The following is a 26,256-nucleotide window of genomic DNA, read 5'->3' as shown; positions in this document are numbered from 1 at the left end:
GCCGCCAAAACTACGATATTGCCGCCGCCTGTATCCGTCACTCCCACTCGATCGTCCCCGGCGGCTTCGAGGTATCGTCGTAGACGATGCGGTTGATGCCGCGGACCTCGTTGACGATGCGGGTCGAGACCCGGCCCAGGAACTTGTGGTCGAACGGGTAGTAGTCGGCGGTCATGCCGTCGGTCGAGGTCACGGCGCGGAGCGCGCAGACGTACTCGTAGGTGCGGCCGTCGCCCATCACGCCGACCGTGCGCACCGGCAGCAGCACTGCGAAGGCCTGCCAGATCGCATCGCACAGGCCGGCACGGCGGATCTCCTCAAGATAGATCACATCGGCCTGGCGCACCTCAACCGGCGAATGTACCGCCGGCCGCCGACAGCCGGCCGCTACAGCACGAAATCGCCCGCGACCAGTGCGATGCCGCCGGTCAGCTGGATGTGGAAGTCCGAAACCCCGTCGCCGTTGACGTCCCCGGCGATGGTGATGACGCCGGGGCTGGTGACGACGGCGCGCAGCTGGCCGGCGTGATGGGTGAAGGCGCCGCTGCCGATGAAGCTGAAGGCCTGGGTGCCGGCGGCGGCCGAATTGGCGTCGATCCCCGACAGGTCGATCCGGTCGCCCTGGGCCCGGCTGAAATCGGTGATCCGGTCGGCGTTGGCGCCCACGGCGCTGTCGCCCGTCGCAGCGAAGACGAAGCGGTCGGCGCCGCTGCCGCCGGTCAGCGAGTCCTTGCCGGCGCCACCGCGGAGCAGGTCGTTGCCTTCGTAGCCGTTGAGCGCATTGGCCCCATTGCTGCCGATCAGGGTGTCCCCCGCCCTGCCGCCGCTGACGTTCTCGATCCCGATCAGGATGTCGCCCTGGGCATGGCCGCCGGTGCCCGTGCCGGTGGCGAGATTCACCGTCACGCCGGCTGTCTCGCCCCAGTAACTCGCGGTGTCGACGCCGGCGCCGCCGTCCAGCCGGTCGGCCCCGGCGCCGCCGCGGAGCACGTCGTTGCCGTTCCAGCCCTGCAGCGTGTTGGCGCCGGCATTGCCGGTGAGAGTGTCGTTGGCCTGGCTGCCGGAGAGGTGCTCGATCCCGATCAGGATGTCGCCCTGGGCCTCGCCGCCGGTGCCCGTGCCGGCGGCGAGATTCACCGTCACGCCGACCGTCGCGCCCCAATAGCTGGCGGTGTCGATGCCGGCGCCGCCATCCAGCCGGTCGGCCCCGGCGGCGCCGCGGAGCACGTCGTTGCCGTTCCAGCCCTGCAGGGTGTTGGCGCCGGTGTTGCCGGTGAGGGTGTCGCCCGCCTGGCTGCCTGAGACGTTCTCGATCGAGACCAGGCGGTCACCCTGGGCTTCGCCGCCGGTGCCCTTGCCGGTGGCGAGATCCACCGTCACGCCGACCGTGGCGGTGTAGTAGCTGACGGTGTCGATGCCGGCGCCGCCGTCGAGCCAGTCGGCCCCGGCGCCGCCGCGGAGCACGTCGTTGCCGCCCTCACCTGTCAGGATATCGTCGCCGCCATTCCCGACCAGCTGGTCGTTGCCGTCGAGGCCCCGGATGCGCTCGCTGCCGCTGCCGCCTTGCAGCAGATCGCCGCCGGCGGAGCCGGTCAGCGTGGCAACGGTGACGCCGGAGAACACGCGGCCGCCGATGCCGTCGTCGTCGCCGTCGAGATCCTCGCTCTCATAGGCCACGAAGAACCCGCCGGTCTCCAGCGCGGTGACCGACGGCCATTCCTGGTTGCCGACATAGGACTGGTTGACCAGGAAGTTGGCGCCGACCTTGCGCCCGTCCTCGAAGAAATACTGGCCGAACACTTCCTCGAAGTGCCGGTCCGGCAGCGGCCATGCGTCCGGGGGCCACTGGTCCCAGACCACGACGAAGCCGCCGCCCGCCAGGCCGACCACGCTGGAATGGTCCGGGATCTCGCTGTCGAAGGTGTTGATCTGGAACGTCGCTCCCTCGGGCCGGCCGTCCGCCCCGAAGATCCGGCCGTAGAGGCGAAAGGCGGTGTCGCCGTTCGGTTGGCCTTCGAGAACGGTCTCCACCCAGGTCGCGACGAAGCGGCCACCGGTGAGCGCCGCGACGGACACATCCGTGTTGGTCAGCGCGAAGCCGCTGTTGGGACCGTTGGTCTCGGAGGACAGGCCGAATTCCGCCGTGACCGGCCGGCCGTCGGCGCCGAGGATGCGCGCGCGCAGGTCCGAAGGGGTGCCGTAGAGGCTCTGCCCGGCATACTCGCTTTCCCAGACGGTGACGATATTGCCGTTGGAAAGCTGCACCGCGCGGACGTCGTGCTGGTCGCCGAAGGTCCGCTGGTTGAGCTGGAACACGTCGTCGATGGGCAAGCCGGCCGCCGAGAAGCTCCGGGCGAAGGAGTTGTCGCCATGGAACGCCGCTTCGCCATCGGCCGTCCCTTCCCGCGACCAGATGACGGTGTAGCCGCCATCGGCACGGGAGACGATCTCGGGGGCGAAGTAGTAGTCGTCGGTGGGCTGGTTGACCTTCTGGATCGCGCTGACGCGGTTGCCGTTGTCGTCATAGACGGCGGTGTAGATGTCGGCACGTTCCAGGACCGAATCGGGGCTGCCCTCCCACACCGCCGCGAAGCCGCCGCCCGCGAGCGCCTCGATCCGGGCATGGTTGGCGACGAGGGCGAGGTCCGACAGGATCTTCTCGTTGCCGACCGGCGTGCCGTCGGGGCGGAAGATCTGGACGGCGGCGTATTGCACGTCCAGGTCGTCTTCCAGATACAGCGAGTCCCAGACGACCGCGATGTTGCCGTTCGGCAGCGTCGTGACGTCCGGGTTGTCCTGCCATGCGCCGTTCCAGGTGTTGACGACGAATTCGGGTCCGACGGGTCCTGGCATGGGCTCAGCCCTCCTCTCGATCCGCCGCCACCCTGGGCGGCCCCCTTCCCGGCCGGTTCGTCGAGCGCTCGCGACGCGCTCCGGCTCTTCAGATCGATATGTCGCTGGCAGGCAATCTAGGGGCGGCGGGTGTCGTTTTCATGACATGGGTCATTGCCGTAGGACCGTCTGCCTTCACCCCGGCGTCAGCGAGACCCAGTAACCGGGCCGGTACTCCACCGGCAGGAAGCGCTCGTGGAAGCTGCGGAAGGTGGCGTCCGGGTCGAGGTCGGCGAACAGCTCCGGATGCAGCCATTTCGCCAGCGCCTGGATCGCCACGAACTGGTAGGGGCTATCGTAGAACTGGTGCCAGATAGCGTGCACCCGGCCGGTCTGCGTCGCCGGGATGGTGGTGAAGGCCGGCCGCTGCATCAGCGCCTGCAACCGGGCACGACTGACGTCGCGGTCGGCGCCTGGGCCGACTCCGACCCAGGCGCCGGCGGTCTCGTACAGCGTCCAGTTGCTGCCGGTGACGACCACCACATCCGGCTTCGACGCGACGATCTGCTCCGGGTTCAGCGTGCCGAAGGTGCCGGGGATCAGGTCGCGGGCGATGTTGTCGCCGCCGGCGACCGAGACCATGCGGCCGAAATTCTCGTCGCCGAAGGACATGCAGCATTCGTCGCTGTAGCCGCCGGCGCGGTCGATCATCACCTGCGGCCGCGGCCCGGCATAGGATGCGAGCCGGCCGGTGACCTTCTCGATCTCGGCGCGACGAAAGGCGATCACCTCCTCCGCCCGCTGCTCGCGCCCGATCACCTGGCCGAGGATGCGGATGCTCTTCTCCGCATTCTCGAAGGGCCGCTCGCGGAAATCGATGAACACAACCGGGATGCCGACGGCAGCCAGCTTGTCGATCAGCCCGCCCTCGTCGGTCGCCAGCTTCGATTCGAGGTTCATCACCACCAGGTCGGGATGCAGCGTCAGCGCCTGCTCGACGTCGAAGGTGCCCTCCTTGGCGCCGCCGAAGCGCGGCAGGTCGGCGATGAAGGGATATTTCCGGCGGTAGATCTCGTAGCCGTCGCGATCGGCCTTCTCGAGATCGTCGCGCCAGCCGACGACGCGCTGGAACGGCGCCTCGGTGTCGAGCGCCGCCAGCAGGTAGATCTGCCGCCCCTCGCCCAGGATGATCCGCTTCGCCTCGGCCGGCACCTGGACGCTGCGGCCGGCGACGTCCTCCACCGTCCGGGTCTCGGCCGCCGGCGCCGCGCCGGCGGCGAACAGAAGGGCCGCGGCAAGGCCGAGGGTGCGTCGGGACATCATGGCGGCAGGTCCGGAATGAAATGTTACGTCAGGCAAATTCAATGGAGGAAATGCGAATGATAATCAATAGACATCTATGAGGCAGCTCGCGCGGAGACATGGATTGCTTCGTCGGCTTCGCCTCCTCGCAATGACGGCTCGGGAACAGGCGTCGGCGCTAACAGCACCGGCCTAGTTCCGCGGCCAGCCATTGATCTCGGCCCTGCGGATGAGGGCGTCGATCTCCCGCAGATTTTTCGCCTGCTTGGTCCGGCCCGCATCGTCCAGCCCGTGCTGAAAGCCGACCGGGTCGGCGATCACGAAGCGGCCGTCCTTGTCGATCAGGAACTGCAGGTCGTGGATGGCGACATCCTTGCTGACCAGCAGGGCGCGGATCGCCTTCAGGCTCGAGATGCTGTTCTGGTTCAGCAGCGTGGCGCCGAGCGGCCGGTCGCCGGCATCGATGCGATAGTCGAGATCCCGGTCGTTGGCGACGTAGCGGTCCTGCAGGAAGGCCTTCTGCCCGTTGACCTCGAACTCGGCCCGGGTCTTCACGATCGGGAAGCCGAGGCGATCGAGCCCGGCGAGAACCGACTGCTCATGCTGCGGGTCGTAGAGGATCCCGCCCGTCTTCCGCACCTCGGGCTCCTGATCCTTGTAGACGACGATCACATGATCGTCGCCGAAGGCGAAGGCGGTCTTCTCGGCCCCCACTCCCAGGACCTCGCCGAGATTGTCCTCGGGGTCGATCGCCCGGCGCCGGCCCTGACCATCGACCGTAAATGTCCGGCCGTTCTCGACCTCGATCCTGCCGCTCGGCCCCTGGGGCACCGCCTTCCGATGGAAGACGTTCCACCAGCCGCGATCTCGCGAGCCCGTCACATAGACATCGACGCCGCTGTAGTCGGCCACGCGCTGCGCGAAGGCATCCGCCTCGGCGCTCGGCCGCGGGAAGTTCAGGACGATCGGCTCGTACGCATCATCCCGCAAGACCATCGACTTCGTGAACAGCTCCGGCACGCTGAATCGGTTGCCGTGGACGTCTACGACATGGCCGGTGCCGTCGGCGGCGGCGAGATGGGCGACGTCGACGGACTCGATGCCCTTCTTCACTAGCAATGCATTGAGCGTCCGCAGTCGGGCACGCCCGACGCTGCCGTCATCCGCCGGCAGGCGGCCGGCGACCCGGACCCGATCCATGTCGATTCGGGGGAACGCGATCTTCTGCGTTCGCGGAGAGCTCCGGTCGTCGCCGGGGCGCAGGTCGAGCGTCCGGGACGGATTCCGGGCGACCGGGGGCGCCTCGCGCGGCGGGGTCGGCGGCGGCGCCTCTCCGTCCGGACGAGGGGCCGGTGCGGACGGGTCGGGCGGCGCGTCTTCGCCGGGACGCGAGGTCGATGCGGGCGGATCGGCTGGCGCGACGGGGCGCGGCTGAAAGGCCTGCCGGGCCATGGCACCGGCGGAGACGGTCCAGAACGCCATGCCCAGGCCCATCTCGAAGCGCTGGGCCGGGTCGAGATCGTTCCAGTCCGTGACCAGGGTGTATCCGGTGTTGCCGGCCGCCACGGTGTCCGCCCCGATCGCGGTACCGTTGGCGACGGCCCAGGCTCCGGGCATGGTCACGTCCTGGCCGGTCCGGGCCAGGAAGGCGGCGCGGCCGAGCGGGAGACCGCTCAGCACGCCGGCCGCGATGTTGAAATAGGCGGCCCTCGCCTGCGGGTCGCCGAGATCGTTCGACAGGCCGATGTCGTCACGCTCGGCCAGGGTCTGCGCACCGCGGCCCGAGACCCACGCCCCGGCGGCGATCATCACCACCGGGGCCGCGGTGCCGCCGCTGCCGATCATCATCGCCCCGCCGGCCAGCAGGCCGCCGGCCAGGGCGGCCATGTCGCCGGCCTCCAGCAGCTGTTCGCCGATCGTGTCCACCGTCTTCGGGGTGTTGCGGCTGTCCAGCGCCACCTTGCCGTCGGGGCCCGGCTTCAGCTCGCCGCCCTTGGGATAGGTGACGTTTCCGGGCGGCAGCTGGTTCTTGCCGGTCCATTCGCCGAAGCTGTCGTACCGCGCGCCCAGATTGTCGACGAACCAGGCCTTGCCGTCCTTGCCCTCGACCCGGAAGAGCGGCAGCGCCACCGGCCCGGTCTGGCGGCTGGAATACTGGATCGGCAGCACCGTGACCCGGGCGGTGTCGCCGCTCAGATCCCGGATCGTGGCGGTGATCTTCCGCACCGTCCCGGCGTTGTCGCCGGTGGCGTAGAAGGAATGCCCGCCCCGGGCGGCCTCGTCATTCAGCTGCTTCAGCTTGTCAGGCGGCGTGTCGGCGGAGATGCCTTCGGGCGGGAAGTTCATCGCCTGGCCGACCCGGTTGTCGAGCTGGGTGCCGTGCAGCTCTTCCGGGATGCCGACGCCGCTGCCGCCACCGATGCGGTCGGCAATCGCCTCAGGCGTCTGCCGGCTGGCCGCAAGCGCTCGATCCGCCTGGTCCTGAGCGATCGGCGTGGCGATCAGCGGGCTGGCCCAGGGATCGAAGCCGTCGCGCGACAGGCGGGCGACCGTGATCTCCGGGTTCTGCAGCACCACAGCCAAGGCCTGGGCCCGGCGCTCCGGCCCGACCTTGTCCTCGCCGAGAACGGCGTTGGGCGGCGTCAGCAGCGACCGGCCGGTCGGCGATGACAGCAGGTCGCCGATCCGCTGCGCCTCCCGCTGCTGCCGCTGCGGGTCCTGCGGGAACAGCCCGCGGGCGAGGGCCTTGGCCATCGGCATCGACAGGTCCGTGCCCTGGCCGTAGCGCTGTTCCTGGGTGGTGGAGAAGGCGCTGGTGGTGAAGGCCCAGCCGCTGTCGGTGAACGGCCCGGCATTGAGGGCCTCGAGCGTCGCCGAGGCGTATTCGGTCTCGAGGCCGGGCGAGGACAGCGCCTCGGCGAGGCCCGCCGCCTTGGCCGGTCCCAGCTGCTCGACCAGCCGCCGCAGCGCGGCCTGCTGCGCCGCATCGGTTTTGCGGCCCGGCTCGACATGCAGCGCGACGATGGCAGCGCCGCCGATGTCGACCGCATCCCCGTTGCGCTCGGACGCCGGCTTGCGGCGCTGCCCCGCCTCCAGGGCGGCGGCCTTGACGGCGCAGCGCTCGGCCACCAGCGGCCCCAGGGTTCCGTCGCCGCGAACGTCCCGTGCCAGGTCCCGCGGCGAGGAATAGGTCTCGCCCTCGCGGACCCATTTGTCGAGCGCCCGGTCGACCAGATAGCGCTGCTCATCCTGCGTCAGCCCGCCGAGCCCGGAGTTCCCGCGCAGCGCATGCGCGACCTTGTCGTGGGAATCGTCGTTCCAGGGCAGGACACTGTCATCCGCCCCGCCGGCCCAGTCGTCGATCCGGTGGCGTCGGTCGTCGGCGATGGTCTTGGCCGGGTCGATCAGCCCTGACGGCGGCTTCGGCGGATCCTCGGGAAGAGCTTGCGCCGGGGCGTCCGGGGTCCCCGAGACGGGGCGGCCTTCCTTGCGGACGGCATCGACCACATCCACGAAACGGACCGGGCTGTCCGGCTTGCCGCGATCCACGCGCGGCGAGTAAGGCGGCAGGCCGCTGGAGCGATCGGCTGGAAAGACCATGACAGCGCCCCTCCCCCATAAGGACAGACCAGACCCGAGATGCGCGCTTCAGGCCAATGGCCCGAGGGCGAAGGTCATGGCCGCCCGAGTTTCGCCTCAGCCGCCGCGAGCAGCAGGTCGATCAGCGCGACTTGGTCCTGCGGCGGCCGCCGGCCTTCCCACACCGCGCCGGGGTCCGACAGCACGAATGCCCCGTCCGCACGGATCAGGAGGTTGAGCCGGTCCACGGCGACCGGCGTCTCCAGCATGAGGGCCCGGATACGGGACAGGCTGGCGACGCTGGCCTCGCTCAGCAGCCTGTCGTCGACGACCGACCGGTCCCGCACGATGTTGGCGCTGCTGCCGGAATACCGTTCGAAGATGATGGCCGGCTGGCCGTGCACGGTGGTCTTGCCGACGATCGCAGCCGTCGGCAGCCCCTTGGCCGCAAGGGTCTCCAGCATGGCGATCTCACGGTCCGCCCGATCCATGCCCCCCCTCGACATCAGACCATCCGGCAGCATGTCCGGTAGTAGGAACGGATGACCGCTCCAGGATGTTCCAGGGATCGGCGTTTCACAAGGCCGGCCAGGGACGCTGCGGGCCGCGGCGGTCCTCATAGGCCTGGGCCAAGCGCAACACGCCGAGATCGTCGAAGCGGCGGCCGACGATCTGCAGCCCGATCGGCGCCCCGGCCCTGGTGTACCCGCAGTTGATCGAGACCGCCGGCTGCTCCGACATGTTCCAGGCCACGGTGTAGCCGATATGCTCGAACGGCTTCTCCGGGTCGTTCAGCGGCGAGGCCCAGTCGGCCGGGAAGCGGGCGACCGGCGCCGTCGGCGACAGCACGAAGTCGAGCCCGGCGAACAGCCTGGCCGCCGCCTTGCGGATCGCCATGGTCTGGTTGAAGCCGCGGATCACGGCAAGGCCGGAGCGCTGCGCTCCCGATTCCGCCCAGGCGCGGATATAGGGCAGGATCTTCGCCCGGCCGTCTTCCGGCAGCTTCTCGACATCGTCCCAGGCCCGCGCCCGCCAGAAATCGTCGAGCCCGTCCAGCATCTCCCGGGTCAGGATCGCCGGCACCGGCTCGACCACGGCGCCGGCCGCCTCGAACAGCCGGGCGGCGGCGGTCACCGCCTGCCCGACTTCGGGGTCCAGCGCCATGCCGGCGCCGATCTCCATCATCAGGCCGATGCGCAGCCCTTTCGGATCGATGGTGAGGTCGGACCAGTCGATCGCCGCCGGCGGCAGGCTCATGCCGTCGCGCCCGTCCGGCCGCGACAGCACCGACATCGCCAGGGCCGTGTCGGCGACGGTTCGGGTCATCGGCCCGGCGACGCGGCCGACATAGGGCGGGTCGATCGGGATCCGCCCTAGGCTGGGCTTCAGCCCGACGATACCGCACCAGGCGGCCGGCAGCCGGATGGATCCGCCGATATCGGTGCCGATGTGGATCGGCCCGTAGCCGGCGGCCGCCGCCGCCCCGGCCCCGGCGCTGGAGCCGCCCGGATTGGTCGACAGATCCCAGGGGTTGCGCGCCAGCTTGTGGAAGCTGGAGAGGCCGGAGGACAGCATGCCGAAATCCGGCATGGTGGACTTTGCCAGGATCACGGCGCCGGACTCGCGCAGCCGGGCCGCGGGCGGCGCGTCCTCGGCCGCCGGCACCAGCGGCGTCGCGGCGGTGCCGACCGGCACCGGCACGCCCTTCGTGGCGATGTTCTCCTTGATCGTCACCGGCACGCCGTCGACCGGGCCGAGCGGCCGCCCCTCGGCCCAGCGCCTGGCCGAATCGGCCGCGGCGGCGCGGGCGGCGGCCGCATCGAGCGCCCACAGCGCCTGCAGCTTCGGCTCCCAGGCCTCGATCCGCTGCAGCACCGCCTCGGCCGCCTCGACCGGCGACAGGCTGCGGTCGCGGTAGCGGGCGACGAGATCGACGGCGGAGAGATCGGCAAGCGAGGTCATGCGTCACCGCTGAGCAGGAAGACGGTTGTCCTGCCCAGGTAAGCGGAAAACCGGCGGCCGGCCAAGCCGAATGGCCGGACATCTTCTCTCGGCATGGAGGGGTTGCGGCGGAGGCGCCGCTAGCCCGGCTCCTCCTGGAACGCCTCCTCGCGCTTGCGGCGGATGGCCGGGCTGATCATCACCAGCAGCACGCCCACGGTCAGCACCAGCAGCACGGCGCTGATCGGCCGGGTGACGAACACGGTCACATCGCCGCGCGCCAGCAGCATGGCACGGCGCAGATTCTCCTCCATCATCGGCCCCAGGATGAAGCCGAGCAGCAGCGGCGCCGGCTCGCAGTCCAGCTTGACCAGGATGTAGCCGACCAGGCCGAAGACCACGGTCAGATAGACGTCGAAGACGTTGTTGTTGAGGCTGTAGACGCCGATGCAGCAGAACGCCAGGATCGCTGGGAACAGCAGGTGGTACGGCACCTTGAGCAGCCGGACCCAGATGCCGATCAGCGGTAGGTTCAGCACGATCAGGAAGAAGTTGCCGATCCACATCGAGGCGATCAGGCCCCAGAACAGGTCGGGCTGCTCGGTCATCACCAGCGGGCCCGGCTGGATGCCCTTGATGATCATGGCGCCGACCATCAGTGCCATCACCGGCGTCGGCGGGATGCCGAGCGTCAGCATCGGGATGAAGGAGGTCTGGGCGCCGGCGTTGTTGGCCGCTTCCGGCCCGGCGACGCCCTCGATCGCGCCCCTGCCGAAATCCTGCGGCCGGCGGGAGATCTTCTTCTCCAGCGAATAGGCCGCGAAGGAAGACAGGATCGAGCCGCCGCCCGGCAGGATGCCGAGGATCGAGCCCAGCGTGGTGCCGCGCAGGATCGCCGGGGCCATGCGGCGCAGTTCCTGCCGCGTCGGCATCAGCCCCGAGACCTTGCTGACCATCACGTCGCGCAGGTGCTCGGCCTCGAGATTGCGGATGATCTCGGCGATGCCGAACAGGCCCATCGAGATGGCGACGAAATTGATGCCCTGCGACAGCTCGGGGATGCCGAAGGTGTAGCGCGGCGTGCCGGTCTCGACATCCTGCCCGACCATGCCGAGCAAGAGGCCGAGAGCGATCATGCCGAGCGCCTTCAGCACCGAGCCATGCGCCAGGGCGACCGAGGCGACGAGGCCCAGTATCATCAGCGAGAAGTATTCGGCCGGGCCGAATTTGAGCGCGATGGCGGCCAGCGGCGGCGCGAACAGCGCGATCAGGAACGTCGCCACCGTGCCGGCGAAGAAGGAGCCGATGCCGGCGGCGGCCAGGGCGGCGCCGGCCCGCCCCTGCCTGGCCATCTGGTAGCCGTCGATCGCGGTCACCACCGAGGCCGATTCGCCGGGCAGGTTGATCAGGATCGCCGTCGTCGAGCCGCCGTATTGCGAGCCGTAATAGATGCCGGCCAGCATGATCAGGGCCGCGACCGGCGGCAGCACGAAGGTGGCCGGCAGCAGCATGGCGATGGTCGCGGTCGGGCCGAGGCCCGGCAGCACCCCGACCAGCGTGCCGAGCAGCACGCCGACGAAGCAGTAGCTGAGATTGGTCAGCGTGAAGGCGACGCTGAAACCCAGGATCAGGTTGTTCAGAAGGTCCATCGTCGCCTCAGTTCCCGAACCAGCGGCCGAAGAGAGGGATCGGCAGGCCGAGCCCCCAGACGAAGACGGCGAAGCAGAAGGCGGCCATGACGACCGCCGCCGCCGCCGCGACCGGCACCCGGAACTTGACGCTGGCAGCGGCGCCGACGAAGACCACCACCAGCACCGCGACGACCAGGCCGCCGCCGCGCAGCAGCAGCCCGAACAGCAGCATCGCCGCCAGCACCACCGCACCGCCACGCCAGGCCCATTGCCCGACGCCCTCCCCCTCCAGCACGAAGGAGCGCACCAGGGTGATCAGCCCGATCAGGGCCAGGATCCCGGCCAGCACGGTCGGGAAATAGCCCGGCCCCATCTTGATGGCGCGGCCCATGGAGTAGCCCTGGGCCATCCAGCCGAAGCCGATCGCCAGGGCCAGGAAGATCAGCCCGGACCAGAAGTCCTTGGGATGACGGATGGAGAGGCGCATCGCGACTCCTGAGTCCGGGGTTGGAACGGGATGCGCGTGCTCAGTCGGCGTAGACGCCGGCTGCCGTGATCACCGGCGCCCATTTGGCGATCTCGGCCTTGAGATAGGCATCGAGCGCCGCCGGGGTAGCCTGGTCGAGCGGCACCGGCTCGGTGCCGAGGTCGGCGAAGCGGGCGACCACGTTCGGGTCCTTCAGCGCGGCCTGCAGCGCGGCCTCGAGCTTGTCGACCATTGGCTGCGGCGTGCCCTTGGGCGCATAGAGCCCGTGCCAGATGCCGATCCTGAAGTCGGGCAGCCCGGCCTCGGTGGTGGTCGGCACATCGGGCAGCGACGGCACGCGCTTCTCGGTGGTGACGGCGTAGACCTTGATCTTGCCGCCCTTGATCTGGCTGGTGGTGTTGGTGGTCTGGTCGCACATGAAGTCGAACACGCCGCCGAGCAGGTCGTTCATCGCCGGGCCGGTGCCCTTGTAGGCGACGGTGGTCAGCTGAGTGCCGATCGCATTCATGAACAGCATGCCGCAGAGATGCGAGGCCGAGCCGACGCCGGCATTGGCGACCGTCACCTCGTCCTTGTGCGACTTCGCGTACTCGACCAGCTCCTGCATCGACTTGGCCTCGAAGTCGCCGCGGGCGACGAAGGTCATCGGCACGTCGGTGACCAGGCCGATGCCGGCGAAGGCGTCGCCCGGCTTGTAGTCGAGGTTGCGGTACAGCGTGGCGCTGGTGGCCTGGCCGATATGGTGCAGCAGCAGGGTGTAGCCGTCGGGGTCGGCCTTGGCGACGCGGGACGCGCCGATGGTGCCGCCGGCGCCGCCGACATTCTCGACGATCACCTGCTGGCCGAGCGTCTTGCTCATCGGCTCGGCGATCAGCCGCGCCACCGTGTCGGTCGGCCCGCCGGCGGCGAAGGGCACGACCATGGTGATGACGCGGTTCGGATAATCCTGCGCGGCGGTCGGCAGGGCAAAGGCAAGGGCTGCGGCGGCGAGGATGCCGAGGCCGATCCGGCGACGATGCTTCATTGACGTGACCCCCTTCGTGTCGTGCTCCAAGCCGATTTCTGCCGGCCATCATTTTTATGCAATCTAGCCTGTCCTTCCCGGATGGCACAGTTGCTTTTCCGGCCTCTGGCGCCGAAACCGGGGCCGTGCCAGTGTCGGGCCATGCTTCGCCCCAACTTCTACGTCCATCCGTCGCTCGACCGCGCCGGCCGCTTCCGCCGCGACACCGAGTGGATCGCCCGCATCACGGTCAGCGAGCACACCCGGATTCTGCCGGTGTGGCAGGGCCGCAACCTGATCGCCGGGCCGCCGGAGGCGCCGCACGCCGCCGCCCTGCCGGCCACCGAAGCCTGGTGGCGCGAAGCCGCGGCCGAGGTGGTGATGCTGGGCGTCAACGGCGACGTCACCTATCTCGCGGTCGATGTCAGCGGCCTGGCCGATCCGGCCGCCGACCCGGTGCTGTCGGGCCTGGGCAGCTTCCTCGACCTGCGCGCCGTCGGCCCGCTGCTGCCGCATGACGAGGGCGCCCTGCTGGCCTATGCCCGCGGCATGATGTGGTGGCATTCGCGCCACCGCTTCTGCGGCGTCTGCGGCCACGCGACCGCCAGCAGCGATGCCGGCCACCGCCGCGACTGCACCAACCCGGACTGCCGCACGCAGCATTTCCCGCGCACCGACCCGGCGGTGATCATGCTGATCCACGACGGCGACCGGGTGCTGCTGGGCCGCCAGAAGGCCTGGCCGCCGGGCATGCATTCGGTGCTGGCCGGGTTCCTCGAGCCGGGCGAGAGCCTGGAGGACACGGTGAAGCGCGAGGTGCTGGAGGAGGCCGGCATCGTCGTCGACGACGTCCGCTACCACTCCAGCCAGCCCTGGCCATTCCCGCAGTCGCTGATGGTCGGCTTCACCGGCCGCGCCGTCACCAACGAGCTCCAGGTCGACGAGGACGAGCTGGAATCGGCCGCCTGGTTCGAGCGGGACTGGCTGCGCCGCCATGTCGACGACGAATCGTTCCGCCTGCCCCGCCGCGACAGCATCGCCCGGCGCCTGCTGGAGGACTGGCTGGCGGAGGGATAACCGCCAGCCGCCCGCTCACTCGTCCGCGGCGATCTGGCTCGGGTCGCGGCGGAAGGGGTGGGCCGGGTAGACGCCGAGCATGTGGAAGTTGCGGGTGAAGAACTGCAGCTCCTCCAGCGCCAGGCGCAGCGCCTGGTCGTCCGGATGGCCCTCGACATCGGCGTAGAACTGGGTCTGGCTGAACCGGCCGCCCAGCATGTAGCTCTCGAGCTTGGTGATGTTCACCCCATTGGTGGCGAAGCCGCCCAGCGCCTTGTACAGCGCCGCCGGCACCGACCGGACCTCGAACACGAAGCTGGTCATCACCGGGCCGTTGTTCGGCTTCGGCCGCACCGGGTCGCGCGACAGCACGACGAAGCGGGTGGTGTTGTGCTCGGCATCCTCGATGTCGCCGGCCAGGATCTGCAGCTGGTAGATTTCGGCCGCCAGGCGGCTGGAGATCGCGGCAATGGTGGGGTCGCCGCGTTCGGCCACCATGCGTGCGGCGCCGGCGGTGTCGGCGTGGTTGACCGGCTTCAGCCCGCGGGCCCGCAGCCATTGCCGGCACTGCCCCAGCGCCTGGACATGGCTGTGCACCTCGCGGATATCGGCCAGCGTCGCTCCGGGCAGCGCCACCAGCTGATGGTTCACCCGCAGGAAGTGCTCGCCGATGATGTGCAGGCCCGATTCCGGCAGCAGGTGGTGCATGTCGGCGACGCGGCCGGCGATCGAGTTCTCGATCGGGATCATGCCGAGATCGGCCCGGCCGTCATGGATCGCCGCCAGCGCGTCCTCGAAGGACGGGCACGGCACCGTCTCCGCATCCGGGAAGACCTGGCGCGACGCCATGTCAGAGTTGGCCCCGGCCCAGCCCTGGAACGAGATCCTCATCGCGCGGCTCCGTCAGTCGGCAGATTGGCTGCGAGCAGGCGCCGGGCGCGCTCCAGCTCCTCCTGGGTGTCGACGCCGAGCGGCACGGTGTCGACGATGGCGACGTCGATCCGCATCCCGGCGGTCAGCGCCCGCAGCTGCTCCAACTTCTCGCGCCGCTCCAGCGCCGAGGGCGGCAGCGTCACATAGCGCTCCAGCGCCGCGCGGCGATAGGCGTAGAGGCCGATATGGTGCAGCAACGGCCCCTCGCCCGACGGCGCCGTGGTGCGGGTGAAATAGAAGGCCCGGCCGGTCCGCGCGCCTTCCGCCCGCTCGACGATCGCCTTGACGATGGCGGGGTTGGTCTTCTCCTCCTCGCGCACGATCACCGCGGCCAGCGTGCCGATGTCGACCGCGGGGTCGTCCAGCAGCGCCATCGCGGCCCGCGGCAAGGCGGGGTCCAGCGTCGGCAGGTCGCCCTGGACGTTGACCACGATGTCGTGGCGGCCCTCCGGGTCGATGCTGCGCAGCGCCTGGGCGATGCGGTCGGAGCCCGAGGGCAGATCCGGATCGGTCAGCACGGCGGTGCCGCCCGCCGCCTCGATCGCGTCGGCGATCGGCCGGTCGCCGCAGGCCACGACCACCGGGCCGATGCCGGCCGCAACCGAGCGGCGCCAGACATGGACGATCATCGGCTCGCCATGGATGTCGGCCAGCGGCTTGTCCGGCAGGCGGGTCGCGGCCAGGCGGGCGGGAATGACGACGATGGGGTTGGACGAAGTCATGATGCCGCGTCATCCACCGTTGCCGCGACGGCGTCAAGACCGGCCAAACGCGACAAGGCTGGAGCCGGCCCGTGTGGCCGTCCTCCGCGGCGGCGGCAAAGGGTGTCGCAGCCGGACATCGCCCCTTGCCAGACCGATTGCAACGCCTCTACAAGACCCGCGGGCCCGCACGGTCGGAATCGAGTCGTGCGTCCGGGGAGGTTGCCGTCGCGCTTCGAGGTGAGATCCGGCATGGAATTCAACAAAATATTCGCTGCTGTCCTGCTGGCCGGCATCATCGGAATGGCGACCGGCATCGTGGCCGATATCCTGGTCTCGCCGGAGCCGCTGCACGAGAACGCGTACAAGGTCGACACCAGCGCGGTTGCTGCTGCGCCGGCTGCCGGCGCCGAGCAGGCCGGGCCGTCGATCCCGCCGATCGCGCCGCTGCTGGCGGCCGCCGATCCGGCCAAGGGCCAGGCCCTGTCGAAGGCCTGCACGGCGTGCCACACCTTCGAGAAGGGTGGCGCCAACAAGGTCGGCCCGAACCAGTGGAACCTGGTCGACGCGCCGATGGGCCACAAGGACGACTTCAACTACTCGGCCGCGATCAAGAAGAAGCACGAGGAAGGCGCGCACTGGACCTATGAGGAGCTGAACGAGTTCCTGGCCGGTCCGAAGGCGCACATCCCGGGCACGACCATGACCTATGCCGGCATGAAGAGCGAGAAGGACCGCGCCGACCTGATCGCCTGGCTGCGCACCAACGCCGACACGCCGGCACCGCTGCCGAGCCCGGATGCCGCTCCCGCCGGCGGCGCGGCCCCTGCGGGGGGCGAGGCGCCGGCAGGCGGTGCCGCGCCGGCTCCGGCTGGCGGGTCGGAGCAGGCGCCGAAGAGCGGCGGCTGATCGCCGCAGCCTTGCAGTTCCCGGCACGGGACCGCCAAAAGCGGTCCCGTTTCCGTTTATGTCTGGCTTTCTTCCGCCCCGTGGGATTCCCTAGACTCCGCTTATCCACCGGCGCCGCAACGGTGCCGGAATGCCGGCCCGGGACTTTCATGCGCGTCATTGCCGCCCTCCTGCTCGCCCTCACCCTCGCGGCCCCGGCCGCGGCCCAGGCGGAGGAGCCGGCGGCGAGCCATGCCCTGGCCCTGTTCGGCCAGCCGAAATACCCGGCCGGCTTCGCCCATTTCGACTATGCCGACCCGGAGGCGCCGAAGGGCGGCAGCCTGGTGCTGAGCACGGTCGGCACCTTCGACACGCTGAACGTCATCCCGATCGGCACGCCGCCGCGCTCGCTGGGACTGCTCAGCGATTCGCTGATGGTTGAGAGCCAGGACGAATCCGGGGTCTATTACGGCCTGCTGGCGGAGAGCGTGACGGTCGCGGACGACTCCTCCTGGGCCGTCTTCGCCTTGCGGCCGGAGGCGCGCTGGCATGACGGCGTGCCGGTCACGGCCGCGGATGTGGTGTGGAGCTGGGAGACGGTGCGGGACAAGGCCGAGCCCTTCCTGAAGTCGTTCTTCCGCGACGTCACCGGCGCCGAGGCGCTGGACGACCGCCAGGTGCGCTTCACCTTCGCCAGCCGCAACACCCGCAAGCCGGTCGGCCAGGTGGCGAACGCGCTGCCGATCCTGCCGAAGCACTGGTGGACCGCGAACGGCCGCGATGTCGGCGAGAACACGGTCGAGCCGCCGCTCGGCAGCGGCCCCTATCGCATCGCCTCGGTCGATCCCGGCAGGACGCTGGCCTGGGAGCGGGTGCCGGACTATTGGGGCCGCGACCTGCCGGTGAATCGCGGCCAGTGGAATGTCGACCGCATCCGCTACGACTACTATCGCGACCGCGACGCCGAGTTCGAGGCGTTCAAGGGCGGCAACTCCGACTTCCGGCAGGAGTTCACCTCGCTGTTCTGGGCCACCGGCTACGACATCCCGGCGGTGCGCGACGGCCGCCTCATCCGCGCCGAAATCGCCAGCGAGGATCCCCGCGGCATGCAGGGATACTTCTTCAATCTGCGCCGCGCCCCGTTCTCCGACCCCAAGGTCCGCGAGGCGCTGGGCTGGCTGTACGATTTCGAATGGGTCAACAAGACCCTGTTCTCCGGCCTGTATGACCGGCTGACCAGCTATTTCAACGCCGAGGGCTTCCGCTCCTCTGGCGTGCCGGAGGGCGAGGAGAAGGCGCTGCTGGAGCCGTTCCGCGGCCAGGTGCCGGACGCGCTGTTCGACACCCCCTTCGCGCTGCCGCAGACCGACGGCAGCGGCAATATGCGCGACAACATCCGCACCGCCCTGCGCCTGCTGAAGGAGGGCGGCTGGGAGCAACGTGACGGGCTGATGACCAACATCGCCACCGGCGAGCCGATGCGCTTCGAGATCGTCGACGATACGCCCCAATTCGAGCGGGTAACCCAGCCCCTGATCGACCGGCTGCGGCAGGTGGGCATCCAGGCGAGCCTGCGCATCATCGACGCGGCACAGTTCCAGCAACGCTATAAGAGCTTCGATTTCGACGTCACTGTCTTCGCCTACACCTTCTATCCCCCGCCGGGCAGCGAGCTGCGCAACTATTTCGGCTCCGGCGAAGCGGGGATCGAGGGCTCGGCCAACCTGATGGGCATCCGCAACCCGGTGGTGGACGCGCTGATCGACAAGGTCACGGCCGCCCGCGACCTGTCGTCGCTGCAGGTTGCGACCCGGGCGCTCGATCGTGTGCTGTTGTGGAACCACTACCTGATCCCGCAATGGGGCAAGAACGATGCCTGGGTGGCCTATTGGAACCGCTTCGGCCAACCGAAGACGCAGCCGTCGCATCGCTTCGGCGACCCGAATGGGATCGCGTTCCCCTCGACCTGGTGGATCGATCCGGCGAAAGATGCGGCGCTGAACCGGACAAATCGATGAAGAGCATGCTGACGCGACGCGATTTCGGGCGGATGGCCCTGGCAACGGGCTTTGCCGCCCCGCTGCTGGGCGGCATCCCGGCCTTGGCCCGCCCCAAGCTGGCGGCAGGCGCGGGTAACCTGACGACGCTGAAGAGCTTTGCGGAGTTCGGCGAGCCTGCCTATCCGCTGGAGTTCACGCAGTTCAAATACGTCAACCCGACGGCGCCCCGGGGCGGAACCATCCGACTGGCCGCGCTCGGGACCTTCGAGCGCCTGGACACCATCCGCATCGGAGGTGATTGGGCCGCCGGCATCGGCAATATCATGAGCGGCCTGATGACCGGGTCGGGCGACGAGCTGTCCAGCTACTATCCGATGATCGCCGAAAGCGTCGCCGTCCCGGACGACCTTTCTTATGCCGTGTTCACGCTGGATCCCCGGGCGACATGGCAGGACGGCACGCCCATCCTGGCCGAGGATTTCGTTTTCGCCTTCGACTTCATCAAGGCGAATTCGCGCCCGCTGCTGAAGCAGTTCTGGGTCGATATCGAGAAGGCGACGCTGGTCTCGGAGCGCCAAGTCCGCTTCGACTTCGCCACCCGCGACAACTGGCGCACCGTCGGGAAAATCTGCGGCTTCAGCCCGATGCCGAAGCGGTGGTGGGAGGCGTCGGGTCGTGACATCTCCAAATCCTACATCGAGCCGGTGCTGTCCGAGGGCCCCTATCGGATCACCAAGGTCGATCCTGGACGCAGCATCACTTATGAACGTATCGACGACTGGTGGGCGGAGGACCTGCCGGTCAGCGTCGGCCAGAACAATGCCGACCGGATCACCTACACTTATTATCGCGATCAGGACGTGATGTTCGAAGCGTTCATGGCCGGCGAATTCGACTTCTGGGAAGAGAACAGCGCCAAGCGTTGGGCCACCGAATACGAGCGGGATGTCGTCAAGTCGGGCCGGATCCAGAAGCTGTTGCTGCCCGACAACACGCCGAACGGCTTCATCGGCTTCGTCTTCAACACCCGGCGCCCGATCTTCCAGGATGTGCGGGTCCGGCAGGCGATCGCGCTGCTCTATGATTTCGAATGGACGAACCGCAACGTCTTCTACGACCAATATGTTCGGGCGAAGAGCTATTTCCCGAACTCGGACTACGGCACCACGGATGTCCCCCTGCCGGTGGGGGAGGAGAAGACCATCCTGGAGCGCTTCGGCGACCAGATTCCGGCTGAGATCTTCACCACCCCCTTCGCTGTTTCGCAGACCGACGGGTCCGGCCAGATCCGGCCACAGCTGCGCGAGGCCTGGCGCCTGTTCAAGGAGGCCGGCTGGGAGGTCAGGGACGGCACGCTGACCAACGTGGCGACCGGCCAGCCCTTCCGGTTCGAATATCTGGACAATGACGACGGCCTGCTGCGGATGGTCCAGCCCTTCGTGGCCAATCTGGCGCGGGCGGGAATCAAGACCGAGATCCGCGTCGTCGACACGCCGCAATATCAGCGCCGCGTGCAGGATTTCGACTACGACATGATCTATATCGCGGCGAACTTCTTCCCGCCGCCCGGCCCGGAGATGGAAGGTTATTTCATGTCGACCACGGTCGACCAGCAGGACAGCGCCAACTGGGCCGGAATCAAGGAGCCGGTCGTCGACGCGCTGGTCAAGGAGATCATCGCCGGACACGAGGATCTCGAGCTGATCAAGGCCACCACCCGGGCGCTGGACCGAGTGCTGCTGCGCGGCCACTACATCATCCCGTCCTATTATCTGAACAAGAACCGCCTCGCCTTCTGGGACAAGTTCGCACGGCCGGAGACGCCGCCCTTTTACGGCACCGGTTTCCCGGACAGCTGGTGGATCGATCCGGCGAAGGACGCGGCCCAGAAGCGCGGACAGGGATGAGGAACCAGCGATGAGGGATCCGAGAGTCACCCGCCGGCAGTTCACGTTGGGCTCGATGCTCGCCGCGACGGTTCAGGCCATGCCCTGGCACCGAGCCTTCGCCCAGGCGCCCGCCGCTCGGGCCGGATACAAGCCGCCGAACCACTTCCTGTCGCTGCTGAACCGTCCCGCCCAGTACCCCGCAAACTTCGCGCATTGGGATTATGTGAACCCCGATGCGCCCAAGGGCGGCCAGCTGGTTCTCGGTACGTTGGGGACCTTCGATACGCTCAACGACTATTCGGCGCTCGGCACCTCGACCAGGGTGGTCATGGCGGCGCTGTACGAGGCCCTGATCTCCTCCAATCTCGACGAGCTCGCCGTCGAATACGCCAACTTGGCGGAAAGCGTCGAAGAGTCGGACGACAAACTCTCGCTGATCTGCCGCCTCCGGGACGGCCCGCATTTCCATGACGGCAAGCCGATCACCACGGACGACATCCTGTTCACCCACGAGACCTTCCGCGAGAAGGCGGCCCCCTACTTCAGGGCAACCTATTACGAGTATCTCGACCGGATCGACGTGCTGGACGACCGTACCGTCCGCTTCACTGCGAAGGACCTGTCGAATCCCGAGCTTCTGATGGGCGTCGCCGGGATGCCGATCCTGCCAAAGCACTGGTGGTCGACCCGCGACTTCAGCGCGCCGATCCTGGAGCCGATGCTGGGCAGCGGCCGGCGGCGCCTCAAGGCGGTCGACGCGGGCCGGTCCTTCACCCTGGAGCGCGTCGAGGATTATTGGGGGAAGGACCTGCCGCAGAATGTCGGCACGGGCAACTTCGACCAGATCACCTACCAGTATTATCGCGACTTCAATGTCCTGTACGAGGCGCTAAAGGCGGGCGAGTTCGATTTCATGAGCATCACCTCGCCGCAGGAATGGACCACCGGCTTCAACAGCCTGCCGGCCCTGAAGACGGGCGCCTTCAAGAAGGAGGAGTTTCCGTCCGAGGCGCCGGAATCCTATGGGATGCTGATCTTCAACCTGCGCCGGCCGCTGTTCTCGGATGTACGTGTCCGCCGGGCACTCAACTATCTTTATGATTTCGAGACGACGCAGAAGACCAGCTATTATGGGCTCTATCAGCGGGCACAGGGGCATTTCCCCAACACCGAGTTCATGTTCGAAGGCCTGCCCCAGGGCCGGGAGTTGGAGATCCTCGAGAAGTACCGGGGCCGCATTCCCGATGAGATCTTCAACACCGAATTCCGCCAGCCGACCTCCGACGGGAATGGCAATATCCGGTCGAACCTGCGCGCCGCCCTCGACCTGCTGAAGCAGGCGGGGTGGGAGCTGCGCGACAACCGACTGACCAACGTCGCCACCGGCGACGTCGCTGCGATCGAGATGATCTTCTTCGATTCCGAGATGGAGAAGACGATCCTGCCGTTCAGCCAGAATTTGCGGCGCATCGGCATCCAGGCGACGCCCAGGCTGCTGGACATTCCCCAGTTCCAGAACCGGATGCACGAGTTCGAGTTCGACGTCCTGCCTGGCTTCATGCCGCCCGCCTACCCGCCCGGCGCCGAGCAGAAGTCTCGCTGGCATTCGATCTATGCCGACCAGAAAGGTGGGCTCAACATCCAGGGGACGCGTGACCCGGTCGTGGACGAGATGGTCGACTACCTGGTCTCCACGGATGACTGGGACGAAAGGGTCGCGGTGAGCAGGGCGTTCAATCGCTACATCACCTGGCAGTTCTATTCGATCATGCTGTATTACGACCCGATCGACCGGATCGGGTATTGGGACATCTTCGGAAGGCCGGACAAACGGCCCAAGATGAATCTCGGTTTCGCCACTTGGTGGTACAGCGAGCACAACCCGCAAGCCCTGAGGGGACGGCGCCGGTGATCATCAGCCCTTGTCATTCACCTCAGCCCGCTTTGCCGGGACAGGAGGCTGAGGCGTGCTAGCCTATATCATCCGTCGCCTGCTGCTGATCATCCCGACGCTGTTCGGGATCATGGTGATCAACTTCGTCATCGTGCAGTTCGCCCCCGGCGGGCCGGTCGAGCAGATGATCGCCCAGATCCAGGGTACCGCCACCGACGCGACCAGCCGGATCAGCGGCGGCTCGGGCGGCGATTTCGGCCGCCCGGCGGACAACTCCCAGCTCGGCGGAAGCGCCGCCGCCAGCAAGTACCGCGGCGCCCAGGGGCTGGACCCTCGCTTCATCGCCGAGATCGAGAAGCAGTTCGGCTTCGACAAGCCGCCGCTCGAGCGCTTCTGGCTGATGATCCACGACTATCTGAACTTCGATTTCGGCCGCAGCTACTTCAAGAGCGCGCGGGTGGTCGATCTCGTGGTGTCGAAGCTGCCGGTGTCGATCTCGCTCGGCGTGTGGACGACGCTGCTGGTCTATCTGATCTCGATCCCGCTCGGCATCCGCAAGGCCGTGCGCGACGGGTCGCGCTTCGACATCTGGACCTCCGGCGCGGTGGTCGTCGGCTATGCGATCCCCAGCTTCCTGTTCGCCATGCTGCTGATCGTGACCTTCGCCGGCGGCCGCTATTTCGCCTGGTTCCCGTTGCGCGGCCTGACATCCGACGGCTGGTCGTCGCTGCCCTGGTACCAGCAGATCCTGGACTATCTCTGGCACATGGTGCTGCCGATCACCGCCATGGTGATCAGCGGCTTCGCCACCCTGACCATGCTGACCAAGAACTCGTTCATCGACGAGCTCGGCAAGATGTATGTGCTGACCGCCCGGGCCAAGGGCCTGACCGAGCGGCGCGTGCTGTACGGCCACATCTTCCGCAACGCGATGCTGATCGTCATCGCCGGCTTCCCCGCCGCCTTCATCGGCGTGCTGTTCACCGGGTCGCTGTTCATCGAGGTGATCTTCTCGCTCGACGGGCTCGGCCTGCTCGGCTACGAGGCCGCGATCCAGCGCGACTATCCGGTGGTGTTCGCCACGCTCTATGTCTTCACCCTGCTCGGCCTGGTGATGAAGCTGGTGCAGGACGTGACCTATACCCTGATCGACCCGCGGATCGATTTCGAGGCCCGCAATGTCTGAGGCGGCATTGTCCAGGGCACAGGACTTCGCCCATCCGCGCTTCCTCGGCTTCCGCATCCGGCCGATCACAGCCCGCCGCATCGCCAATTTCCGGGCCAACCGGCGCGGGCTGATTGCGCTGTACCTGTTCCTGGCCGTGTTCCTGGTGACGCTGTTCGCCGAGTTCATCGCCAATGACCGGCCGCTGCTGGTCAAGTATGACGGCCACTACTACGTGCCGGTGCTGTCCACCTATCCCGAGACGGCGTTCGGCGGCGAATTCGAGACCGAGGCGGATTACCGCGACCCCTTCGTGCGCGACCTGATCAGCGCCAAGGGCTGGGCGGTCTGGCCGCTGATCCCGTTCTCCTACCGCACCATCAACTACGACCTGGACCAGCCCGCCCCGTCCCCGCCCTCGGCGGTGAACTGGCTCGGCACCGACGACCAGGGCCGCGACGTGCTGGCCCGGCTGATCTACGGGCTGCGCCTCTCGATCCTGTTCGGCCTGACCCTGACCGCGATCGCGTCCGTCATCGGCGTCTTCGCCGGCGCGATTCAGGGCTATTTCGCCGGCTGGACCGACCTGATCTTCCAGCGGGTGATCGAGGTCTGGTCCGGCATGCCGCAGCTGTACCTGCTGATCATCATGTCGTCCTTCTTCGTGCCGGGCTTCTGGACGCTGCTGTTCATCATGCTGCTGTTCGAGTGGATGAGCCTGGTCGGGGTGGTGCGGGCCGAGTTCCTGCGCGCCCGCAACCTGGACTATGTCCGCGCCGCCCGGGCGCTGGGCCAGCCGGACCGGGTGATCATGTGGAAGCATGTGCTGCCCAACGCCGTGGTCGCCACCATCACCTTCCTGCCCTTCAACCTGACCGGCAGCATCAGCCTGCTGACCGGGCTGGACTTCCTCGGCCTCGGCCTGCCCCCCGGGTCGCCCTCGCTCGGCGAGCTGGTCAGCCAGGGCAAGGCCAACCTGCAGGCGCCGTGGCTCGGCTTCACCGCCTTCTTCTCGCTGGCCATCCTGCTGAGCCTCCTCGTCTTCATGGGCGAGGCGCTGCGCGACGCCTTCGACCCGCGCAAGACCCTGGCGGCCGGTGTCCCGGCTGCCGCCTCCGGTCCCGTCATCGATCCCAAGGCCCAGACGCCATGACCGCCCCCTTCAGGCTTTCAATCCCGTCATTGCGAGCGCAGCGAAGCAATCCAGGGCCGCACGCATCGGCCCCTGGATTGCTTCGTCGGCTTCGCCTCCTCGCAATGACGGTTTGGGGCGGGTCCGCCGAGAAGGTCTCGCGATGAACGACACACCAGCCCAAGGCGAAAGGCTGCTCGAGATCCGCGACCTGGCGGTGGAGTTCCGGGTGCCCGGCGGCGCGGTGCCGGCGGTCAAGGGCGTTTCGCTGCATCTCGACCGCGGCGAGACCCTGGCGCTGGTCGGCGAGAGCGGCTCCGGCAAGTCGGTCACCGCCCTGTCGGTGCTGCAGCTGCTGCCCTATCCCAGCGCCCGGCACCCCAAGGGCAGCATCCGCTATCGCGGCCAGGAGCTGCTCGGCGCGCCGGAGAAGGTGCTGCGCGAGGTCCGCGGCAACAAGATCGCCATGGTGTTCCAGGAGCCGATGACCTCCCTGAACCCGCTGCACACGATCGAGAAGCAGGTCGGCGAGGTGCTGTCGGTGCACAAGGGCATGGGCAAGGCGCAGGCCCGCGCCCGGGTGCTGGAGCTGCTGCTCCTGGTCGGGCTGCCGAACCCGGAGCAGCGCCTGAACGCCTATCCGCACGAGCTGTCCGGCGGCCAGCGCCAGCGGGTGATGATCGCCATGGCGCTGGCGAACGAGCCGGACATCCTGATCGCGGACGAGCCGACCACCGCGCTGGACGTGACCATCCAGGCCCAGATCCTGGAGCTGATGCAGAGCCTGCAGCGCCGCTTCGGCATGGCGATGCTGCTGATCACCCACGACCTGGGCGTGGTCCGCAAGATGGCGGACCGGGTCTGCGTCATGAACAAGGGCGAGATCGTCGAGGCGGGCGAGACCGAGGCGGTGTTCACCGCGCCGCAGCACCCCTACACCCAGCGGCTGCTCGCCTCCGAGCCCAAGGGCGACCCGGCGCCGCCACCGGCCGATGCCCGCACCGTGGTGGCGGCCAGCGAGATCAAGGTCTGGTTCCCGATCAAGGCCGGCGTGCTGCGCCGCACGGTCGACCATGTGAAGGCGGTGGACGGCATCGACGTCACCGTGCGCGAGGGCCATACCGTCGGCGTGGTCGGCGAGAGCGGTTCGGGCAAGACCACGCTGGGACTCGCGCTGCTGCGCCTGATCTCCAGCAAAGGGTCGATCCGCTATGGCGAGAAGGAGCTGCAGGGCCTGCAGTTCCGCGACATGCGGCCGCTGCGGCGGGAGATGCAGATCGTCTTCCAGGACCCCTACGGCTCGCTCAGCCCGCGCATGTCGATCTCCGAGATCATCGAGGAAGGGCTGCAGGTGCACCGCATCGGCGGCTCCTCGGCCGAGCGCGAGCGGATGATCGTGGCGGCGCTGGAGGAGGTCGGGCTGGACCCCGCCAGCCGGCACCGCTACCCGCACGAATTCTCCGGCGGCCAGCGCCAGCGCATCGCCATCGCCCGGGCCATGGTGCTGAAGCCGAAATTCGTGGTGCTGGACGAGCCGACCTCGGCGCTGGACATGTCGGTCCAGGCCCAGATCGTCGACCTGCTGCGCGGGCTGCAGGAAAAGCACCGCCTGGCCTATCTGTTCATCAGCCACGACCTGAAGGTGGTCCGCGCTTTGTCGGACGAGGTGATCGTGATGAAGAACGGCAAGGTGGTCGAGCACGGCTCGGCGGCGCAGATCTTCGAGGCGCCGCAGCACCCCTACACCCAGGCGCTGCTGAAGGCCGCGCTGGAGCTCAAGGCGGCGGACACGCCGGAGGTCGCGGTCTGAGCCCGCCTCTCCG

General features: G+C 68.3%; 18 protein-coding genes and 1 pseudogene. 8 read left to right on the top strand and 11 right to left on the bottom strand.

Annotated elements, in window-relative coordinates; translation table 11 throughout:
- Window positions 1-37: 37 nt before the first annotated feature.
- From QFZ27_RS21770 to QFZ27_RS21730, 9 genes and pseudogenes are all read right to left on the bottom strand, one after another.
- Window positions 38-346, bottom strand: a pseudogene (locus QFZ27_RS21770) (GMP synthase (glutamine-hydrolyzing)); the annotation flags it as partial.
- A gap of 41 nt (window positions 347-387) precedes the next feature.
- Window positions 388-2,853 (bottom strand): calcium-binding protein, encoded by a 2,466-nt coding sequence (locus QFZ27_RS21765; RefSeq protein WP_429228538.1) that lies wholly within the window; start codon window positions 2,851-2,853, stop codon window positions 388-390.
- A 174-nt stretch (window positions 2,854-3,027) separates the two neighbouring features.
- Complete coding sequence (locus QFZ27_RS21760; RefSeq protein ID WP_429228537.1) at window positions 3,028-4,155, bottom strand: ABC transporter substrate-binding protein; 1,128 nt, start codon at window positions 4,153-4,155, stop codon at window positions 3,028-3,030.
- A gap of 171 nt (window positions 4,156-4,326) precedes the next feature.
- Window positions 4,327-7,734 (bottom strand): DUF4781 domain-containing protein, encoded by a 3,408-nt coding sequence (locus tag QFZ27_RS21755; RefSeq protein WP_429228536.1) that lies wholly within the window; start codon window positions 7,732-7,734, stop codon window positions 4,327-4,329.
- A 74-nt stretch (window positions 7,735-7,808) separates the two neighbouring features.
- Window positions 7,809-8,204: a hypothetical protein gene (locus QFZ27_RS21750; RefSeq protein ID WP_429228535.1), complete on the bottom strand. Its 396-nt coding sequence runs from the start codon at window positions 8,202-8,204 to the stop codon at window positions 7,809-7,811.
- 85 nt (window positions 8,205-8,289) lie between these two features.
- Entirely contained in the window at window positions 8,290-9,675 is a 1,386-nt protein-coding gene (locus tag QFZ27_RS21745; protein ID WP_429228534.1) for an amidase, read from the bottom strand.
- Window positions 9,676-9,794: 119 nt separating this feature from the next.
- The gene (locus QFZ27_RS21740; RefSeq protein ID WP_429228533.1) at window positions 9,795-11,303 is read right to left on the bottom strand and encodes a tripartite tricarboxylate transporter permease; all 1,509 of its coding nucleotides are present in this window, start codon (window positions 11,301-11,303) and stop codon (window positions 9,795-9,797) included.
- Window positions 11,304-11,310: 7 nt separating this feature from the next.
- Window positions 11,311-11,772: a tripartite tricarboxylate transporter TctB family protein gene (locus QFZ27_RS21735; protein ID WP_429228532.1), complete on the bottom strand. Its 462-nt coding sequence runs from the start codon at window positions 11,770-11,772 to the stop codon at window positions 11,311-11,313.
- 40 nt (window positions 11,773-11,812) lie between these two features.
- On the bottom strand, window positions 11,813-12,796 hold the full coding sequence (locus tag QFZ27_RS21730; RefSeq protein ID WP_429228531.1) for a tripartite tricarboxylate transporter substrate binding protein BugD: 984 nt from the start codon (window positions 12,794-12,796) through the stop codon (window positions 11,813-11,815).
- A gap of 141 nt (window positions 12,797-12,937) precedes the next feature.
- Between QFZ27_RS21730 and nudC the strand changes: the two genes are divergently transcribed.
- Window positions 12,938-13,852, top strand: coding sequence for an NAD(+) diphosphatase (nudC, locus tag QFZ27_RS21725; RefSeq protein ID WP_429228530.1), 915 nt, complete (start codon window positions 12,938-12,940; stop codon window positions 13,850-13,852).
- Window positions 13,853-13,867: 15 nt separating this feature from the next.
- Here the strand turns inward: nudC and QFZ27_RS21720 are convergent, their stop codons facing one another.
- Together QFZ27_RS21720 and QFZ27_RS21715 are read right to left on the bottom strand one after the other, a co-directional pair.
- A complete protein-coding gene (locus tag QFZ27_RS21720) occupies window positions 13,868-14,722 on the bottom strand; it encodes a prephenate dehydratase (RefSeq protein WP_429228529.1) in 855 nt (284 codons plus the stop codon).
- Window positions 14,719-15,486, bottom strand: coding sequence for a 3-deoxy-manno-octulosonate cytidylyltransferase (locus QFZ27_RS21715; protein WP_429228528.1), 768 nt, complete (start codon window positions 15,484-15,486; stop codon window positions 14,719-14,721). The genes QFZ27_RS21720 and QFZ27_RS21715 overlap by 4 nt, the downstream gene beginning before the upstream one ends.
- A gap of 231 nt (window positions 15,487-15,717) precedes the next feature.
- Here QFZ27_RS21715 and QFZ27_RS21710 point away from each other — a divergent pair, with 231 nt between their 5' ends.
- The 7 genes from QFZ27_RS21710 (at window position 15,718) to QFZ27_RS21680 (ending at window position 26,243) form a co-directional block, all read left to right on the top strand.
- The gene (locus QFZ27_RS21710) at window positions 15,718-16,374 is read left to right on the top strand and encodes a c-type cytochrome (RefSeq protein WP_429228527.1); all 657 of its coding nucleotides are present in this window, start codon (window positions 15,718-15,720) and stop codon (window positions 16,372-16,374) included.
- Window positions 16,375-16,523: 149 nt separating this feature from the next.
- Window positions 16,524-18,371 carry an extracellular solute-binding protein gene (locus QFZ27_RS21705; RefSeq protein ID WP_429228526.1) on the top strand — a complete coding sequence of 616 codons (1,848 nt, stop codon included), beginning with the start codon at window positions 16,524-16,526 and terminating at the stop codon, window positions 18,369-18,371.
- The gene (locus QFZ27_RS21700) at window positions 18,368-20,260 is read left to right on the top strand and encodes an extracellular solute-binding protein (RefSeq protein ID WP_429228525.1); all 1,893 of its coding nucleotides are present in this window, start codon (window positions 18,368-18,370) and stop codon (window positions 20,258-20,260) included. Before QFZ27_RS21705 ends, QFZ27_RS21700 begins: the two co-directional genes overlap by 4 nt.
- A gap of 10 nt (window positions 20,261-20,270) precedes the next feature.
- On the top strand, window positions 20,271-22,154 hold the full coding sequence (locus tag QFZ27_RS21695) for an extracellular solute-binding protein (RefSeq protein WP_429228524.1): 1,884 nt from the start codon (window positions 20,271-20,273) through the stop codon (window positions 22,152-22,154).
- A gap of 55 nt (window positions 22,155-22,209) precedes the next feature.
- Window positions 22,210-23,322: a microcin C ABC transporter permease YejB gene (locus QFZ27_RS21690; protein WP_429228523.1), complete on the top strand. Its 1,113-nt coding sequence runs from the start codon at window positions 22,210-22,212 to the stop codon at window positions 23,320-23,322.
- Window positions 23,315-24,454: an ABC transporter permease gene (locus tag QFZ27_RS21685; protein WP_429228522.1), complete on the top strand. Its 1,140-nt coding sequence runs from the start codon at window positions 23,315-23,317 to the stop codon at window positions 24,452-24,454. The genes QFZ27_RS21690 and QFZ27_RS21685 overlap by 8 nt, the downstream gene beginning before the upstream one ends.
- Window positions 24,455-24,596: 142 nt before the next feature.
- Window positions 24,597-26,243 carry an ABC transporter ATP-binding protein gene (locus tag QFZ27_RS21680; protein ID WP_429228521.1) on the top strand — a complete coding sequence of 549 codons (1,647 nt, stop codon included), beginning with the start codon at window positions 24,597-24,599 and terminating at the stop codon, window positions 26,241-26,243.
- Window positions 26,244-26,256: the final 13 nt, after the last annotated feature.

The sequence above is a fragment of the Inquilinus ginsengisoli genome, assembly GCF_050434925.1.
In the GTDB taxonomy this organism is placed as follows: domain Bacteria; phylum Pseudomonadota; class Alphaproteobacteria; order DSM-16000; family Inquilinaceae; genus Inquilinus; species Inquilinus ginsengisoli_B.
Note: the sequence above shows the minus strand (reverse complement) of the source record. Positions and strands in the feature narration are given on the sequence as shown.